Source organism: Bradyrhizobium sp. SK17, assembly GCF_002831585.1.
Classification (GTDB): Bacteria; Pseudomonadota; Alphaproteobacteria; order Rhizobiales; family Xanthobacteraceae; genus Bradyrhizobium.
The window spans coordinates 4,981,608-4,999,245 of sequence record NZ_CP025113.1 but is presented as its reverse complement, the minus strand read 5'-3'; the positions used below and the strand labels follow the sequence as shown (position 1 = coordinate 4,999,245).

Genomic DNA, 17,638 nt, shown 5'->3' with positions numbered 1-17,638 from the left:
ACAGGCACGCGTGCGGTGCACGCGCCGCATCACGCGGCGGCGTGTCCGAAACAGCTATGTGCGGAGATCAGCTTCCGGGCGTCCAGGCGTGGTAGTCGCCGGTTGCCTTGGGACGGCGGCCGCTCGCCAGCGTCGAGCCGGACGGACGGTAGGCCTGCGCGGTGCCGGTCATGTTCGGCAGATGCGGCTTCTCCCACTCCCGGGCCGCGTAGTTCTGCTCGGTCGGGGGCTCATCCGTAGTATGGTGAATCCAGCCGTGCCAGCCTGCCGGAATGCGGGAGGCTTCGGCATAGCCGTTGTAGACCACCCAGCGGCGCTCGAAATGCAGCGTCGGGTCGATCGCGCCGCCCTTGGTGCGGTAGTAGCGGTTGCCCTGCTCGTCCTCGCCGACCAGCTCGCCGTAGCGCGAGGTCCACAATTGCGTGCCAAAGGTCTGGCCATTCCACCAGGTGAAGAATTTCAGCAGGAATTGTTTCATGCGCGGCCGGTCGTCGGTTCGAGGCTGTCCGGGCTCTGATTGCCACCTGAATCCCCAAATGTCCAGCGGCCGCCAAGGTAGCCCGGCACTCCCCGTATGCACGCCGTCATGGACCGGTTTGGCGACCAAATGCCGCGCTCACGGAGAGTTTTGTTCAGCCGCCATACATGCGCCCCCGGCTACGCAAAGATGACGGACAATCAATGTCGCGCGCTGGAACGTCCACCCGCAGAAATGGTTAGACATTGTCCGTTTTGATGGAGTCCAAAATGATCAATATGAAAGTTCTGAGCACTGCCGCGGCACTGGCGCTTGCGCTGCCGCTGGCTGTGGCGCCGACTGTTTCGTTCGCCCAGACCGCCGCGCAGATGGGCGCGATGGGTGGCGGCGGCGGTGGTGGTGGTGGAGGTGGACGCGGCGGTGGCGGCGGCGGCGGCTGGCACGGTGGCGGCGGCGGAGGCGGCGGTTGGCACGGCGGAGGTGGCGGTGGCCACTGGGCCGGTGGCGGCGGCGGTTGGCACGGTGGTGGCGGCTGGCGCGGCGGCGGCGGCCGTTGGCATGGCGGTGGCGGCGGATTCTGGCCGGGCGCGGTTGCCGGTGCAGTGGTCGGCGGCGCCCTCGCCTCGGGTGCGTATGGCTATTATGGCCCCGGATACTATGACGACAGCTACGGCTATTACGACGACAGCGCGCCTGTCGCCGTGGAAGTCGCACCGGGCGGCGGCGATGCGACCTACTGCGCGCAGCGCTACAAGTCCTATGATGTGCGCTCCGGAACCTATCTCGGCTATGACGGCCTGCGGCACCCCTGCCCGTAAGGCCTGACGACCGGCTCATGGTCCGAAGGGATCGTGCGTATTGGAGCATGAAAAGGGCGGCGGCAACGCCGCCCTTTTTCATGTCCGCAAGGCGACTGCAACGGCGGCGAACGTCACCAGCAGCGCCGCGATGTCGCTCGCACTGAGCGGTTCGCGCAGCATTGCCGCCGCCGCGATCACACCAACGACGGGGACCAGCAGCGTGCCGATCGACGCGGTTGCCGCCGGCAGCCGCTCGAGCGCCGCAAACCAGCAGACATAGCAAAGACAGAACTGGATCAGCGTCATGTAGATCATCGACGCCCAGCCGAGCTGCGACAGCGCGGACAATTGCGGCTGCTCGATCAGCACGCCGGCAATCGCGATCGGCAAGCAGCCAATCGCGAGCTGCCAGGCCGCAAGCGACAGCGGCGGCATTGCGAGCTTGAAGTACTTGGTCAGCACCGTTCCCAGTCCGACGCAGACCGCGCCCGCGAGCGCGAACAGAATGCCCGGCAGCTTGCCGACACTGGCGTCCATGCCGCCGCCGCCGATCAGCGCTGCGATCCCGGCGAGCGCGACCGCCAGCGCGAGCGCGCGCAGCATCGACACCCGCTCGCCAAGCACCGGCCAGGCCACCAGCGCGACCCACACCGGAATCGAGATCCCGAGCACCGCCGCCTCGCTGGCGCGAAGCCAGATCAGCGCCAGGCCCATCGAGGCGACCCAGCCGCCGATCGACAGCGTCGACACCAGGGCCAGCCGCAACCACATGCCCTCAGGGACGCGCAGGGTCTGTCGCCGCGCCACCGCCACGACGCCGAGCGCGATCGCGCCGGCCACGCCACACAGCCCGCGCGACGACAGCGGCGGCCACTCCGTCAGCAGGAATTTCATGATCGGGAAATTGAGACCCCAGCCGGTCGATGCGACCACCAGGAATGCGAGGCCGAGCGGTGACTGCGGGGTGCGGCCGGCGACTGGAACTGCGGTCATGGACCTGTCGTAAGGGAAATGGACAAATACAAGTGATGTGGCAGGGCTAGCCGGAAATCCGCTTGTCAGCAAACGGCATATGCATTCTATGATACAGACTTTCCGTCCAGGTTCCGCCTTAAGTGGCGAGCGGTCCAAGCGAGGCGGCGGCACGCGAGACCGTAGAAAGAGGATGCATCGTGCCGAGCGTTCTCGTGGTCGACGACGACCCGATGGTGTGTGTTGCCATCGAGGTGTGCTTGCAGCGCCAGGGTTTCGAGGTCACCGTCGCCGACGGCGGTGAATCGGGCATGCGTGCGCTGGAGAAGGCGACCTTCGACGTGATGCTGGTCGACGTCTTCATGCCGCATATGCGCGGGTTCGAAGCGATTCGCATCTTCCACGAGCGCGCCCCGAATATTCCCGTCATCGCGATGTCCGGCTACGCCTTTGCCAACGCCGACCGCGGCCCGGATTTCCTGCGCATGACGATCGAGCTCGGCGCGTCGGCCTGCCTGCGCAAGCCGTTTACCCCGCAGGCGCTGATCGCGGCCGTTAACGAATGTATTGCGAAGTCGGCGCCTTCCGCTCGTCTTTCGAAATGATTGCACGTACTAATCGTCGATGGCTTCCCAGCGTCTCATCCTCGGCAGCGGCCTTGCGATCCTCCTGGTCATCAGCGCGGCGTCGATCGGGCTGGACGTCAAGTCGCGCAGCGAGATTGATTCGGTCGATCGCACGCTGAGCATCCTCAAGCGCATCTCGGACGCCCGCTCGCTGCCGCGCACCGTCGAGAGCGCGGCGCGCGGATTCGCACTGACCGGCGATGCGTCCTTTGCCGACGAATTCCGCGAGCAGAGCACCACCCTCACCTCCGCCTTCGACGGCCTGACGACCGCGGTGAAGTCGGCTCCCGAGGAGGCGCAGCTGCTGGCCGGCACCAGGGGCGACGTCGAGCGCGCCATTGCACTCGGCGCCGAACTGATCCGGTTGCGCACCGCGGGCGACTCGGCCGGTGCCGCGGCGCTGATCTCCGCAGGCGAGAGCCGCGCGCTGATGGACAAGCTCGGGGCTGCGCTCGACCGCCTGGTCACCGAAGAACGCCGCCTGCTCGGCCTTCGCACCGAACGGTCGAAGAGCAACGGGCGGCTGCTGCTGTTGATCGACCTGGCCGGCGTGGTGCTGATCCTGCTGCTTGCGATCGCGTTGACGCTGACCGCGCGGCGCGCCAGCCGCGAACTACAGGGCGCGCTCAGCGCGACCAAGGCGACAAACCTGTCGCTCGAGGGCAAGGTCGCCGAGCGCACCAAGGACCTCGGCGCCGCGCTCGAGGGGCTGCGCCGTTCCACCGCGGTCATGGAGACCACCTTCCGCAGCATGGCCGAGGCAGTGCTGGTGATCGATGGCACCGGCACCGTGCTGCTGTCGAACCCGGCCGCCGAGAAGATGCTGCGCTACAAGCCCGGCATGACGGTCCGGCAATTGCGCGCGCAGAGCAACGTGTTCCAGGCCGACGGCCTCACGCCGATGCAGGTCGACGACATGCCCTCGGCCAGGGCGCTGCGCGGCGAGGAATTCGACGGGCTGGAATTCGTCGCCAAGCCGGTCCGCGGCGCTCCCCCGATTCACCTCGTGGTGTCGGGCCGGCCGCTGCGTGACGACAACGACGCCATCACCGGCGCGGCGCTGATCTATCACGACATCACCGCCTCCCGCGAAACCGAGCACAAGCTACAGCAGGCGCAGAAGCTCGACGCCATCGGCAAGCTGACCGGCGGGGTGGCGCACGACTTCAACAACATGCTGACGGTGATCACCGGCACCACCGAGACGCTGGTCGACAGCCTGCGCGCCGAGCCGCAGCTCGCCAAGACCGCCGAACTGATCGACCGCGCCGCCGAGCGTTGCCGCGAGCTGATCCAGCATCTGCTGGCCTTCGCCCGCCGCCAGCCGCTGGAGCCGCGCACCGTCGACATCAACGGCACCGTGGTCGATATCGCCAAGCTGCTGCGGCCGACCCTCGGCGAGCAGATCGAGATCAATTCGGTGCTCGCGCCCGACGTCGCCAGCGTCCACATCGATCCCTCGCAGCTTGCCAACTCGCTGCTCAACATGGCGATCAATGCCCGCGACGCGATGCCGAACGGCGGCAAGCTGTTGTTCGAGACCAGCAACGTCGTGCTGGACGACGCCTATGCCGCGGCCAATCCCGACATCGCGCCGGGCCGCTACGTGCTGCTCGCGGTCAGCGACACCGGCACCGGCATGTCGCAGGCGGTGCAGGACAAGGTGTTCGAGCCGTTCTTCACCACCAAGGAGGTCGGCAAGGGCTCGGGTCTCGGCATGAGCATGGTGTACGGCTTCGTCAAGCAGTCCGGCGGCCACATCAAGATCTACAGCGAGCAGGGCCACGGCACCACGATCAAGCTCTATCTGCCCCCTGCCCGCGGCCAGGTCGAGGTGGAAGCGCCGCCGCCGGAGCCGGTGCGGCGCGGCAGCGAGGTCATCCTGGTGGTCGAGGACGACCAGTTGGTGCGCAACTACGTCGTCACCCAGCTCGCCAATCTCGGCTACAAGACCATCGCCGTCCCCGACGCCCGCGCGGCGCTGGCCCTCGTCGACAAGGGCGAGAAATTCGACCTGCTGTTCACCGACGTGATCATGCCCGGCGGCATGAACGGCCGCCAACTCGCCGACGAGGTCAGGAAGCGGCGGCCCGGCATCAAGGTGCTCTACACCTCGGGCTATACCGAGAACGCGATCGTGCATCACGGCCGTCTCGACGAGGGCGTGCTGCTGCTGGCAAAACCCTATCGCAAGGCCCAGCTCGCCAGCATGCTGCAACAGGCACTCGGCGAGTGATCCGCAGCTACCGCGTCGCCAGCGCGACGCCGATCAGGGTGAACGCCAGCGCGATGATCTGGGTCGGTCCGAGCGGCTCGTGCAGCGCGATCGCCGAGGCGATCACGCCGATCACCGGCACCGCCATGGTGCCGATCGCCGCAACCGAGGCCGGCAGCCGGGCCAGTGCGGCGAACCAGGCGACATAGGCGACGCAGAACTGGATCAGCGTCGAATAGACCAGCAGCCACCAGCCGACCGTCGTGACGCGATCGAGATGCGTGGTCTCGATCAGGAGCCCGACGATTGCGATCGGCACGCAGCCGATGCCGATCTGCCAGGCCGCGGCCGGGATCGGCGGCATCACCAGCGGATATTTCTTCGCCAGCACGGTGCCGAGCGCAAATCCGATGGCGCCGCCGAGCGCCATGAGGATGCCCGGCAGCTTCTCCTTGCTCGCCGATATCCCGTTGCCGCCCATGATCGCGGCAAGCCCGGCGAACGCCATCACGAGCGCGATGGTCCGCAGCAATGTCGGCCGCTCGCCGAGCACCGGCCAGGCCAACAACGAGGCCCACACCGGCATGGTGTAGGCGATCAGCGCGGTCTCGCTCGCCGGCAGCCACAGCAGCGCGAGCCCCATCAGCACCATCCAGCCGGTGACGTTGAGAACCGCATACAGCACGAGGCGCGGCCACAGCCTGGGCTCGACATGCAGGCTCTGGGCGCGGAGCAGCGCGAGGGCCGCCAGCAGCACCGCGCCGATCACCCCGGTGATGCCGCGCAGGGTCAGCGGCGGCAGCTCGCTGAGCAGGAATTTGGTGGACGGCCAGTTGAACCCCCAGCCCACCGAGGTGATGGCGAGGAACATCAGGCCGGCGGGCGCAAGGCGCGTCCGCGCGTGAGGCGTCTGGTTTGTCATGGAACCCGGCAAGGGCGAGAATGTGAGTCGGGCACAGCTTGCCCGCGATTTTGTCGCCCGACCATCACGGCTCTGACATGCCTGATCCGTAGTTTGCCCGTAGGCTTACGTGAGTCCCAAAAATTCAATCCCGGGCGCGCGAATAAATCCTTCGCCTGTGAACAGCGGGGCGAAGCTCTGATCCACAGGCGAGACGAATTTTTTTGGCTTGGGAATCCCTGAGGACTCACCGATAGTTGGCTCGATCACAGGCGCGGCACCGACCCCTGTTATCCCAACCTTTCCACCATATTTAGTGTTTGATTCAGAAACTCGTACTAGTCCTTGACGGGCGTGACGGACATGGCCTAGCTTCCAACCTGTTCGGCGCGAGTGTGTTTGGGTCCCGCCGGTCGCTCCCACAAGGGTTCCAAAATTGACCACTCCGCCAGGCCTTCGGGCCGCGGGTGAAGGGCTGTTCTGCCCTGATTTTGGGCCGCGTCGGGACGACGGAACGGGCCGCCAAGGACCCGGAAACAGAGGCCGCAACCGGCCCGCAAAGAAGCGTACGCGTGACGTGTCGCGTGAAGCGTTTTGGGGCGTTGAATGCATGACCCGGAGGACCCGACCCAGTCGGGTAACCCGCCAGGGATCGTGCCGCCGCAGGGCCGGGTCGCACCGGCGCCGCGCGGTGCAGAGAAAACAGGCCGGATCCACCGGCTGAGCTGCGGACGACGGGAGGCGTGCTCGCGCGCTCCTGATGTCCGCGAACAGATAACATTCCGGCACCTGCGAGAAACGTGGGGCCGGGCAGAAGAAGAGACGGGGCTCGACCATGCGAATTGAACGACGCAACACCACCAGCGGACAATCTCCCTATGCCGGGATCAATTTCCGCTTGACCACCTCGGAGATCCGCAACCCGGACGGCTCGGTCGTGTTCCGTGCCGAGAACGTCGAGGTTCCGGAGTTCTGGTCGCAGGTCGCCTCCGACGTGCTGGCGCAGAAGTATTTCCGCAAGGCCGGCGTCGCCGCGCGCCTGAAGAAGGTCGAGGAAGAGACCGTGCCGTCGTGGCTGTGGCGTTCGGTACCCGACACTGACGCCTTGGCGTCGCTGCCCGAGAACGAGCGCATCGTCGGCGAGACCTCTGCCAAGCAGGTATTCGATCGCCTCGCCGGCTGCTGGACCTATTGGGGCTGGAAGGGCGGCTACTTCTCGTCGGAGGAAGACGCGCTGGCGTTCTTCGACGAACTGCGCTGGCAGCTCGCCAAGCAGATGGTCGCGCCGAACTCGCCGCAATGGTTCAACACCGGCCTGCATTGGGCCTACGGCGTCGATGGCCCCGGCCAGGGCCACTACTATGTCGACTGGAAGACCGGCAAGCTGACGAAATCGAAGTCGGCCTATGAGCATCCGCAGCCGCATGCCTGCTTCATCCAGGGCGTCGGCGACGACCTCGTCAACGAGGGCGGCATCATGGACCTCTGGGTGCGCGAGGCGCGCCTGTTCAAATACGGCTCCGGCACCGGCTCGAACTTCTCCAGCCTGCGCGGCGAAGGCGAAAAGCTGTCCGGCGGCGGCCGCTCGTCGGGCCTGATGAGCTTCCTCAAGATCGGCGACCGCGCCGCCGGTGCGATCAAGTCGGGCGGCACCACGCGTCGTGCGGCCAAGATGGTCGTGGTCGATGCCGACCATCCCGACATCGAGACCTATATCGACTGGAAGGTGAAGGAGGAGCAGAAGGTCGCGGCGCTGGTCACCGGCTCCAAGATCAACCAGAAGCACCTCAAGGCCGTGATGAAGGCCTGCGTGAACTGCGAAGGCAGCGGCGACGACTGCTTCGATCCCGAGAAGAACCCTGCCCTCCGCCGCGAGATCAAGCTCGCGCGCCGCAGCCTGGTGCCCGACAACTACATCAAGCGCGTGATCCAGTTCGCCAGGCAAGGCTACAAGGAGATCACGTTCGACATCTACGACACCGACTGGGATTCGGAAGCCTACCTCACCGTCTCCGGCCAAAACTCCAACAATTCGGTGTCGCTGAAGGACGACTTCCTGCGCGCGGTGGAAACCGACGGCGACTGGAATCTGGTCGGCCGCACCACCAAGAAGGTCACCAAGACTCTCAAGGCCCGCGACCTCTGGGAGAAGATCGGCTACGCCGCCTGGGCGTCGGCCGATCCCGGCCTGCACTTCAACACCACGATGAACGACTGGCACACCTGCAAGGCGTCCGGCGACATCCGCGCCTCCAATCCGTGCTCGGAATACATGTTCCTGGACGACACGGCGTGCAACCTCGCCTCGGCCAATCTGCTGACGTTCTACAGCAGCACCACCAAGCGGTTCGACGTCGAATCCTACGAGCATCTCTGCCGGCTCTGGACCATCGTGCTGGAGATCTCGGTCATGATGGCCCAGTTCCCGTCGAAGGCAATCGCGGAGCTGTCCTACGAATTCCGCACCCTCGGCCTCGGTTTTGCAAATATCGGCGGCCTCTTGATGACCATGGGCTTGCCTTATGACAGCAAGGAAGGCCGCGCGCTGTGCGGCGCGCTGACCGCTGTCATGACCGGCATCTCCTACAAGACTTCGGCGGAGATGGCGGCCGAGCTCGGCACCTTCCCGGGCTACAAGAAAAACGCGGCCCACATGCTGCGCGTGATCCGCAACCACCGCCGCGCCGCCCACGGCAATGCCGGTGGCTACGAGGCGCTCGCGGTCAACCCGGTGCCGCTCGATCATGCCTCCTGCCCGCAAGCCGACATCGTCGCGCATGCCAAGCTGGCTTGGGACGACGCGCTGGCGCTCGGCGAAGTGAACGGCTATCGCAACGCCCAGACCACGGTCGTGGCGCCGACCGGCACCATCGGCCTGGTGATGGATTGCGACACCACCGGCATCGAGCCCGATTTCGCGCTGGTCAAGTTCAAGAAGCTCGCCGGCGGCGGCTACTTCAAGATCATCAACCAGGCGGTGCCGTCGGCGCTGCGCGCGCTCGGCTATCGCGAGAGCGAGATCGCCGAGATCGAGGCCTACGCCGTCGGCCACGGCTCGCTGTCCAATGCGCCAGGGATCAACGCCTCGACCCTGAAGGCCAAGGGCTTCACCGATGAAGCCATCGCCAAGGTGGAAAAGGCGCTGCCGACCGCGTTCGACATCAAGTTCGCCTTCAACAAGTGGACTTTCGGCGAGGACTTGATTCGCAACACGCTCGGCATCGACGCCGAGGCGATCGCGGCCCCCGGCTTCGACCTGCTCCAGGCCGTCGGCTTCACCAAGCGCGAGATCGAGGCCGCCAACGTCCACATCTGCGGCGCGATGACCGTCGAAGGTGCCCCGCACCTGAAGGCCGAGCACTATCCGGTGTTCGACTGCGCCAACCCCTGCGGCAAAATTGGAAAACGCTACCTGTCGGTCGAGAGCCACATCCGGATGATGGCGGCCTCGCAGCCGTTCATCTCGGGCGCGATCTCCAAGACCATCAACATGCCGAACGACGCCACGGTGGAGGACTGCAAGTCCGCCTACCTGTTGTCGTGGAAGCTGGCGCTGAAGGCCAACGCGCTGTACCGCGACGGCTCGAAGCTGTCGCAGCCGCTCAACTCGCAGCTCATCTCCGACGATGAGGACGAGGACGATGCGGTGGAGGCGCTCTACGAGAAGCCGATGGCCGCGCGCGCCGCCCAGGTCTCGGAGAAGATCGTCGAGAAGCTGGTCGAGCGCATCGTCGTGATGCGCGAGCGCGAGAAGATGCCGGATCGCCGCAAGGGCTACACCCAGAAGGCTGTGGTCGGCGGTCACAAGGTCTATCTCCGCACCGGCGAATATGACGACGGCCGGCTCGGCGAGATCTTCATCGACATGCACAAGGAAGGCGCGGCGCTGCGCTCCTTCATCAACAACTTCGCCATCGCGGTGTCGCTCGGCCTGCAATACGGCGTGCCGCTGGAGGAGTATGTCGACGCCTTCACCTTCACCCGCTTCGAGCCCGCGGGTCCGGTGCAGGGCAACGACTCGATCAAGTATGCGACCTCGATCCTCGACTACGTCTTCCGCGAGCTCGCGGTGAGCTACATGTCGCGCTTCGATCTCGCCCATGTCGATCCGAACGAGTCGGGCTTCGACGCGCTCGGCAAGGGCGTCGAGGAAGGCAAGGAGCAGCCGGAAGAGGCGCCGCACCACCAGGCGACGAAGTATCTGTCGAAGGGCCTCACCCGCTCGCGCACCGACAACCTCGTCATCATGCGCGGCGGCTCCGCCGCGGTGAGCGCCAACGCCGACAACGCCCCCGCCGGCGGCAACCGCGTCACCTCGCTGGCCTCGCACGGCGCCACCGCGCGCGGCGCCTCCGACACCATCGAAGGCGCGGTCGCCCTGAAGCAGGAAGTCAGCCACGACCTCTCGCCCACCGAGAAGCTCGAGGCCCTGCAACAGTGGAGCAAGCCCGGCACCGCCGCAGCCGCCGCCCCGTCCAAGGCCGAGCGTCGCGCCGAAGCGAAAGCAAAAGGCTACGAAGGCGAGATGTGCTCGGAGTGCGGCAACTTCACGCTCGTGCGGAACGGGACGTGCATGAAGTGCGATACTTGCGGCAGCACGACGGGGTGTTCGTGAGATAGCAACGCCCGGGGTTCGCGCCCCGGGCGTTTCGCCTATCTCGAGGGGGCAGGGGAACAATGAACACGACGGAAATGTCGACCTCTGACGCTGATGCCGATAGCCTTCTGTCCAGATTTCCTGGCCCGGTTACTTTGTATCCCTCCTACGGGAAGTTGCTGAAACCCGTCGTAATTTGCTTGGTATTTGCCGCCGTGGGTTGGCTTCAAATCCGCGATGGCACCCACCCAATCTGGGGTTGGCTTACTGCTATATTTTTTGGCGTTGGCACGGTCGTAATTGCGCTTCAGCTGCTACCGGGAGCAAATTCGCTGACCCTGGATGCGAAAGGTTTCGAGACACGCGTGTTCTTCTTGCGCCGCATTCGATCGCAATGGCAAAACGTGACAAACTTCATTGCCAAGCCAGCCTTGCCTCCAGCGCCTCAGGACATGAAGCTGGTCTGGTACAATGACTCACAGTGGAATGGTTGGTGGCTTGCCCGAAAAGAGACGGCAATGCTCGGCTACAATGCGTCGCTAGGTGGCAGCTACGGACAACTATCGGCAGACACGCTCGCTGATCTGATGATTCGTTGGCAAAGGAGAGCGCAGGCCCATAGCTCCCCAACGTAGCAAGCGTAGGGCGCCTGAGGCGTAATCCGCCGACAAATTGTTACCGGTAGGAGGCTGGTCGGCGGGCTACGCCTCAGCAGGCGTAGCCCGGATGAGCGAAGCAAGCGTAGGGCGGATTAGCCGAAGGCGTAATCCGCCGACCTTCCGATCTGATCGGCGGGTTACGCTGTGCTAACCCGCCCTACTTGCTTCCGCGTTCGCTCAACGAGGTGCCGCGGACAAGTCGCCAGCCCACATTCCTCGCTCACGATCAAGCCGGCACCGTCTACCGCACCGCCTTGGCGCGCTTTTCAAGAAGCAGCGTGCGGTCGGCGATGTCCTTCAATTCGAACGCCTGGGAGTCGAGGAACGCGACGGAGCCGTTGTTGGGGTCATTGGCGAGGCGACGGGTTTCGCTGAGGTGATGCTTCAGCCAGTCCCGCTGCTCGCCGAGCAATTGCGCGTGCGCCTCGCCCTTTGATCTCGCGAGAAGGGCTTGATAGGCGGTGTTGAGCCGCGCATCCCACTTGGCGATTTCGGTCTTGCCGCAATCGAGCATCTTGGTCGACATCCCTTCGGCCTTGTCCATGCACGCATCGAACTCGGCGCTTTGCTGCGCGCGGGCCGGTAATGTCCCGAGCACGAGCATCGTCGCGACAATGACAGGCCCTCGCGAAAGCATCACCATGTCCCAATCATCCTGCCCAGCGTCTTTCGCCAACCATCGCCGCACAAAAGCGTCCGAAATGAGATCAAGGGAATGATGCACCGGAGATCTGCCGCTTCGCCTGCCGCAGACTTCAGCTCAAAGTAAGGCTGTCGCAGGCGACACCAAAGGCTCTGAAACTGGCGTTTCCGCGTCGTCATGCCCGGGCTTGGCCCGGGCATCCACGTCTTGTTTCCAGCGAAGAAAGGCGTGGATGGCCGGGACAAGCCCGGCCATGACGGCGCTCACATGGGCTGCTCACACCATATGCGATTGCGCCCGGCTCAAAGCACCCCGGCCATTGCGCCCACGAGGATGACGAGGCCGAGGACGAAGCGATAGATCACGAACGGCCAACTGGAGAAGCGTTCGAGCACGCGCATCAGGCTCCAGATCGCCACGAATGCCGAAATCGAAGCAACCACGAGGCCGACGATCAACACCGACCAGGCGTGATGATCGAGATCGAGATGGTACAGTTCCCACAGTTCCTTGAGCCCGGCCAGGGTGATCGCGGGCAAACCCAGCAGGAACGAGAAGCGCGCCGCTTCATCCCGCTTGAAGCCGAGCGCAAGCGCCGCGGTCAGGGTTGAACCCGAACGCGAGACGCCAGGGATCAGGGCGCCCACCTGGGCCAGTCCCACCAGCATCGCATCGAGCAGGCGGGCTTCGCCGATCGTCCGCCGGTGCCTGGCATAGATCTCCGCCGCACCGAGCAGGACCGCCATCGCAACGCAAGCCCATCCGATCACCACGACGCCGCGAAGCGGCGAATTGCAGGTGTTCAGAAGTTTGGACGCCGACAATCCCGCGACGGCGATGGGGATCGTTGCCAGCACAATCCACAACGCGAGACGAAACCACGGGTCCTGCAATTGCCCGCGCGCCATTGCGACAATGGAGTTCGTCGCCAGCGCACGCACGTCCCGCCAGAAATAGCTGACGACGGCTGCAACCGCGGCAAGCTGCATGGCCGCGGAGAACGCCGATCCCGGATCCTGCCAACCCAGCACGGCCGGCACCAGGCGCATGTGTGCCGTGGACGAGATCGGCAACAACTCGGTTATTCCTTGCAGGACCCCGAGCGCCGCAACCTTTCCGTAGCCGAGCGCGACGAAGCCGGTGTCGATTCCCTGCGTGCATGTGCTTGCCATTGGTACCTGTTCATTGCGCCGATCACTCGGCTTCCCGATGCTGTCCGCGCGTCACGTGCGCGTTCGTGGACATCTCAGCCGGAGTTCGAAAGCCGCAAGGCACCGTCATTCGCAAAGACGCGCGCCGGGACGCCATTTGACATCGACCGCGGTGATCTGCGTTTGTCGATTGAAAGCGATGGCGTGGTCGCGCATCGCCAGGATGCTGCGCTCATCGCTGCCCCTCGGGCACTGCACGGTGTCGACCGAAACGCCTGCACGGGTCAGCGACTCCCGGAGCACGCGCTCCAGCTTCGGAAAATCGTCGGTGGCGCACTGGAACGGGTACGACATGTAGACTCTCTGCTCGGCTTGCGACACCGCAAGGCAATAGCGCCATTCCACCGCCTGCGCGGAGGCGCCGGATGCCGACCAGACCAAGACCGTGATGCACGCCAATTGCACGCCACTTCGCATTTCACCTTCGCCGGATGGGCTCCCGACCATTGCGCGCGATGGCAGAGAGATCGCTCGTCCGTGCCTTGCAGCGCGGCTTCGCACGCTTCGCGTCGTCGACTGCGGCCGCCGACATCGTCATACGATCGGCGACTTACACCGTCCTTACATCCAGCAGACATTTTCGCGGCCCGATCCGAAACACGCCATCGTGCGCGCAAATGCCGCAATGTTGGCGAGGGCGAGCAAGCTATGGTCCGACGACGCCTCATGTCCTCACCCATCCGAGCATTGCGCGCAACGGCTGCAAGCGAAGTCGGCGAATTCGCGCGCGACTTCACCGCAAGCGCGATTGAACATAAGGTGGACCAGCCTGGTTCGATGGCTCGCCCGGTCTGCCCGTTACGCGTCGGTCAATGATGATGTTTCTCTTCTCGACAAGCCGTGACGTCTGGCGGCGCCGCGCTGAAGCGTTCTCGGATAGCCGATGGGGCCCTGCCCTGCTCGCGCTGATCGCATTTGCAGATAGCTCCATCCTGCCGGTCTTGCCCGATCTGCTGCTGGTGCCGATGCTGCTGATACGGCCCGAGCGGAGCCTCTTCCTGTGCACCGTCTGCGTCCTGGCTTCGTCGGCCGGCGCCCTGGTCGGGTACGGCATCGGCCATCTCGGTTGGGCCGCAGTCGGACAAACGCTTGTCGAGGTGTACGGGCAGTCGGACAATTTCCGACGCTACCAGAACCTCGTCGAGGAGTGGGGACTCTGGATCATCATCGCCAAGAGCTTCACACCGATCCCGTTCAAGTTCATCGCGATCGCAGCGGGCGTTGCATCGATGAACCTTCTCACCTTCACGGTCGCAGCCGTGGTCGGCCGTCTCCTGCATTTCGCGATGGTGGCCGCCCTCGTCCTGATCCTGGGACCGCAATTCGTGCGGTGGATCGAGAAGTATCATCGATGGCTGGTCGGATTCGGACTTCTCACCGCAATCGGCGTTGGCATCGCCTGGTCGTTCCGCTGAATGTGCGAGCGTAGCAAGCGTAGGATGGGTAGAGCGCAGCGAAACCCATCGATCTCTGCGCGCGGCGCGAATGATGGGTTTCGCTTCGCTCTACCCATCCTACGGAACAGATAGCACCACTCAGGCGTCCCCCGCCACCCGCAGCGTGATCCGCGTCAATTCCGACGGCCGGCCGAGCCGCAGCGCAAAGCCCGGCCACAGCGCGGTGCCGTTGTTGACGTAGAGCGTCATCCCGTCGACGTCGTAGCGGCCCGAGACGAAGCCGGCATTGGCGGGCGCGGCCAGGCGGTCGATCCCGACGATCAATCCGCCATGGGTGTGGCCGGAGAGTTGCAGGGCGACGCCGTGTGCCGCGGAGTTGCGCGCCTCGCTCGGTTGGTGGTCGAGCAGGATGATCGGCGCGCCCTCAGGGACGCCGGCGAGCACCGCGGCAAGGTCGCGGACCGGATGCTTCCTGCGGCGCGAGGCGCGGTCGGTGATCCCCGCGATCACCAGCCGGCCATCTCCGCGTTCGAGCACGATGTGCCGGTTCTCCAGCGAGCGCAGGCCGAGCGACGCATAATGCGCCATCCAGACATCGTAGCCGAAGATATATTCGTGATTGCCCGAGACCACGTAGACGCCGTCGGCGGCCACGAGGTCCTGCAACGGTGCGATGTCGTTGCGCCGCGCCTCGACGGTGCCGTCGATCAAATCGCCCGTGATCAGGATCAGGTCGACGCCGAGCTTGTTCGCTCGCGACACGACTTCGCGCGCCCACGACACGGGAAACAGCCGGCTGATGTGCAGGTCGGTCAGTTGCAGGATGGTGTAGCCGTCGAACGCTCGCGGCAGTCCGCGGATCGCAACCTCGACATCCTTCAGCGGCGGAATCCGCATCGCCTGATGGACGCCGATCGCAGCCGCGATCGCCGCCACGCCGGCAAGCGCGTAGCGTACACCGTCAGGCGCACCGACGAAGCCGCCATGGATCGCTGCTGCGACGATCAGCCCGGCATCGAGCGCCAGTTGCAGCAGCGCCAGCAGCACGACCGCACCGAACGCCCAGTTGAACAGCGCGACCACCGGACGCGGAAACTCCGGCGAGAACTCCGATCCCGACGACCATCTGTTCCAGCGATGAAACTGCAAGGCGCCCAGCACGAACAGCGCGGCGACGAGCTTTGCCGGCAGCGGCCAGTCGAGCGGCCAGATGAAACGGGCCAGGATCAGGAGGCTGATCAGGCCGAAGATGAGTTGGGGAATGGGTCTCGCTCCGGATCGGATCGGTTGGGGCTGCGCGGTCGGCGCTCGGCGAAGGTAGGTTGGATCGGCCGCTTGCGTAAGCTGCCGACATCAGCACATTTTCGGCAAGTTGCACGATGCTGAAGCCGCTGCGCGCGGCAAGCCGCGGCGTGTAGCCATAAAAGCGCGATGAGATTGAGTTGAATCGGCTTGGCGCGGTCCCGGGTCACCTCTCCCTCCGTTGGTAGGGCGATCGCATCTGACATCCAATGGCTTTGAAACTGATGTTTCCACATCGTCTTGCCCGGGCTTGTCCCGGGCATCCACGTCTTGTTTCGCAGTGAAGGAAGACGTGGATGGCCGGGACAAGCCCGGCCGGCACCTCCCCAGCAGCCGCTCGCTCGAAAAATAAAACTTGAACGTCGCTCAATCTTCTGCTCAGTTATTGAACAATGTTCATTTTCGTTGGAGCGGACGATGCAAGCGACCTTCCGGATGGACGAACTGACCGGCTCCGATCGGCCGGTGAAACCGTGGATGAAAGCGGCCCCAGCGATCATCACGATCGGCATCATCGCGGCCTTCGCGGCCCACGGACGCATCGCGCAGCCGGCCCATTATAATGATTTTGCCGACCACTCGGCCCTGCCCGGAATCCCCCACGCCGGCGACGTGCTCTCCAACGCAGGCTTCGCGCTGGTCGCGATCTGGGGCTGGCTCGCGCTCTGGCCTCACCGCAACAGCGATCGGCTGCGCGACGGATGGCCGGGCTATCGGCTGTTCCTGATCGGGCTGTTGCTGACCGCGTTCGGCTCCGCCTTCTTTCACCTCGCCCCCGGCAACGGCCGGCTGACCTGGGACATGCTGCCGATCGCGCTCGTCGGCGCGGGCCTGCTTGTAGGCGTGCGCGGCGACACGCAACGGCACGCGAAGACCAACATCGAGGCGATCGCTCTCGGGCTTTACGCCGTAGCCAGCGTCGCGTGGTGGGTGGTGACGGACCGGCATGGCGCGGGCGACCTGCGGCCGTATCTGGTGTTGCAGGTGCTGCCGCTGATCCTGATTCCGCTGTGGCAGGCGATCCATCGCGCGCCGCGCATCGAGCGCATCGCGTTCGCGGCGGCGATGGGGCTGTACGTTCTGGCCAAGATCGCCGAGGTGCTCGACCATCCAATCGCCGACGCGCTTGGCTTCGTCAGCGGACACACCTTGAAGCACCTGATCGCCACCGCGGCCACGGCTGCGATCGTCTGGGGCCTGACGCGACGCTTCGCCACACCAGGCCGGCGCACGTAACTGGCGCTTGCCAGCGCGCACAGTTCTTGGTCTACCGGCAGCGGGGATGCTCGCTGGGGTTGGGCTGGGAATGAAGCTGTTGAAGTCTGTGGCGCTGGCCATTTGTCTTGCCGCGCCGGCGATCGAATTGGGTGGCTGCGCCGGGCCGTCGGCACTCGAATCTCAAACCAGGCAACGCGACACGCGCATGGCGCGGATGTACTTCCTGCGCGAGAGCCGCCTGGTCGCGATGTACGGATCGGTGGCGGGCGTCGACATCAAGGTCGATGGCAGGCCGGTCGGCCGGGTGATCGGCGGGACCTATTTCTTCATCGACCGGCCGCCGGGCACCTACAAGCTGTCGGCCGGCACGTCGATGTCGATCGACTATGAGGCCGAGACCAAGGTCGAGGCCGGTCAGAGCTATTATTTCGGGATCGGCACGCCGCAGGGCGGGCCCCCGGGCAGAACGCGTTGAACCAGCTCGTCGGCGGCAGCCGCGGCCAGCAGATGCGCGGAACGTCGCCGATCATGTCGGGTTTCGCCGGAGCCGCGCTCTATCAGCTCGACGCTGCGACGGGTGCCGCCACGATCGGCGAATTGAAGGCGCAATAGGCCGCCG

The 17,638-nt window shown here is 65.1% G+C and carries 16 protein-coding genes; 9 read left to right on the top strand and 7 right to left on the bottom strand.

Annotated features, from left to right (window positions below):
• Positions 1–67: 67 nt before the first annotated feature.
• A complete protein-coding gene (locus CWS35_RS22955; RefSeq protein ID WP_024578470.1) occupies positions 68–478 on the bottom strand; it encodes an NADH:ubiquinone oxidoreductase subunit NDUFA12 in 411 nt (136 codons plus the stop codon).
• Positions 479–747: 269 nt separating this feature from the next.
• Between CWS35_RS22955 and CWS35_RS22950 the strand changes: the two genes are divergently transcribed.
• Positions 748–1,296, top strand: a complete 549-nt coding sequence (locus CWS35_RS22950; protein WP_100953895.1) for a BA14K family protein — start codon at positions 748–750, stop codon at positions 1,294–1,296.
• 78 nt (positions 1,297–1,374) lie between these two features.
• Here the strand turns inward: CWS35_RS22950 and CWS35_RS22945 are convergent, their stop codons facing one another.
• Complete coding sequence (locus tag CWS35_RS22945) at positions 1,375–2,271, bottom strand: DMT family transporter (protein ID WP_100953893.1); 897 nt, start codon at positions 2,269–2,271, stop codon at positions 1,375–1,377.
• Positions 2,272–2,450: 179 nt separating this feature from the next.
• Between CWS35_RS22945 and CWS35_RS22940 the strand changes: the two genes are divergently transcribed.
• Together CWS35_RS22940 and CWS35_RS22935 are read left to right on the top strand one after the other, a co-directional pair.
• Entirely contained in the window at positions 2,451–2,855 is a 405-nt protein-coding gene (locus tag CWS35_RS22940; RefSeq protein WP_024578473.1) for a response regulator, read from the top strand.
• A 19-nt stretch (positions 2,856–2,874) separates the two neighbouring features.
• The gene (locus CWS35_RS22935; protein ID WP_100953891.1) at positions 2,875–5,112 is read left to right on the top strand and encodes a CHASE3 domain-containing protein; all 2,238 of its coding nucleotides are present in this window, start codon (positions 2,875–2,877) and stop codon (positions 5,110–5,112) included.
• A gap of 7 nt (positions 5,113–5,119) precedes the next feature.
• On the opposite strand, the gene CWS35_RS22930 is transcribed toward CWS35_RS22935, so the two are convergent.
• Positions 5,120–6,013 carry a DMT family transporter gene (locus CWS35_RS22930; RefSeq protein ID WP_100953889.1) on the bottom strand — a complete coding sequence of 298 codons (894 nt, stop codon included), beginning with the start codon at positions 6,011–6,013 and terminating at the stop codon, positions 5,120–5,122.
• 814 nt (positions 6,014–6,827) lie between these two features.
• Here CWS35_RS22930 and CWS35_RS22925 point away from each other — a divergent pair.
• Both CWS35_RS22925 and CWS35_RS39070 read left to right on the top strand, forming a co-directional pair.
• Positions 6,828–10,607 carry a vitamin B12-dependent ribonucleotide reductase gene (locus tag CWS35_RS22925; protein ID WP_100953887.1) on the top strand — a complete coding sequence of 1,260 codons (3,780 nt, stop codon included), beginning with the start codon at positions 6,828–6,830 and terminating at the stop codon, positions 10,605–10,607.
• Positions 10,608–10,669: 62 nt separating this feature from the next.
• A complete protein-coding gene (locus CWS35_RS39070; protein ID WP_157817210.1) occupies positions 10,670–11,224 on the top strand; it encodes a hypothetical protein in 555 nt (184 codons plus the stop codon).
• 265 nt (positions 11,225–11,489) lie between these two features.
• Here the strand turns inward: CWS35_RS39070 and CWS35_RS22920 are convergent, their stop codons facing one another.
• From CWS35_RS22920 to CWS35_RS22905, 3 genes are all read right to left on the bottom strand, one after another.
• Complete coding sequence (locus tag CWS35_RS22920) at positions 11,490–11,891, bottom strand: lysozyme inhibitor LprI family protein (protein ID WP_311538608.1); 402 nt, start codon at positions 11,889–11,891, stop codon at positions 11,490–11,492.
• A 302-nt stretch (positions 11,892–12,193) separates the two neighbouring features.
• Positions 12,194–13,063 (bottom strand): undecaprenyl-diphosphate phosphatase, encoded by an 870-nt coding sequence (locus CWS35_RS22910; protein ID WP_100953883.1) that lies wholly within the window; start codon positions 13,061–13,063, stop codon positions 12,194–12,196.
• Positions 13,064–13,168: 105 nt separating this feature from the next.
• Positions 13,169–13,519, bottom strand: coding sequence for a hypothetical protein (locus CWS35_RS22905; protein WP_100953881.1), 351 nt, complete (start codon positions 13,517–13,519; stop codon positions 13,169–13,171).
• A 395-nt stretch (positions 13,520–13,914) separates the two neighbouring features.
• Between CWS35_RS22905 and CWS35_RS22900 the strand changes: the two genes are divergently transcribed.
• Entirely contained in the window at positions 13,915–14,517 is a 603-nt protein-coding gene (locus CWS35_RS22900) for a YqaA family protein (protein WP_100953879.1), read from the top strand.
• Between the two features lie 120 nt (positions 14,518–14,637).
• Here the strand turns inward: CWS35_RS22900 and CWS35_RS22895 are convergent, their stop codons facing one another.
• Complete coding sequence (locus CWS35_RS22895; protein ID WP_100953877.1) at positions 14,638–15,762, bottom strand: metallophosphoesterase; 1,125 nt, start codon at positions 15,760–15,762, stop codon at positions 14,638–14,640.
• A gap of 456 nt (positions 15,763–16,218) precedes the next feature.
• Here CWS35_RS22895 and CWS35_RS22890 point away from each other — a divergent pair, with 456 nt between their 5' ends.
• The 3 genes from CWS35_RS22890 to CWS35_RS39065 all read left to right on the top strand — a co-directional run bounded on the left by CWS35_RS22890 (position 16,219) and on the right by CWS35_RS39065 (position 17,631).
• Positions 16,219–17,037 (top strand): hypothetical protein, encoded by an 819-nt coding sequence (locus CWS35_RS22890; protein ID WP_100953875.1) that lies wholly within the window; start codon positions 16,219–16,221, stop codon positions 17,035–17,037.
• A 70-nt stretch (positions 17,038–17,107) separates the two neighbouring features.
• The gene (locus CWS35_RS22885) at positions 17,108–17,494 is read left to right on the top strand and encodes a DUF2846 domain-containing protein (RefSeq protein WP_100953873.1); all 387 of its coding nucleotides are present in this window, start codon (positions 17,108–17,110) and stop codon (positions 17,492–17,494) included.
• Positions 17,491–17,631, top strand: coding sequence for a hypothetical protein (locus CWS35_RS39065; protein ID WP_157817209.1), 141 nt, complete (start codon positions 17,491–17,493; stop codon positions 17,629–17,631). The genes CWS35_RS22885 and CWS35_RS39065 overlap by 4 nt, the downstream gene beginning before the upstream one ends.
• Positions 17,632–17,638 lie beyond the last annotated feature (7 nt).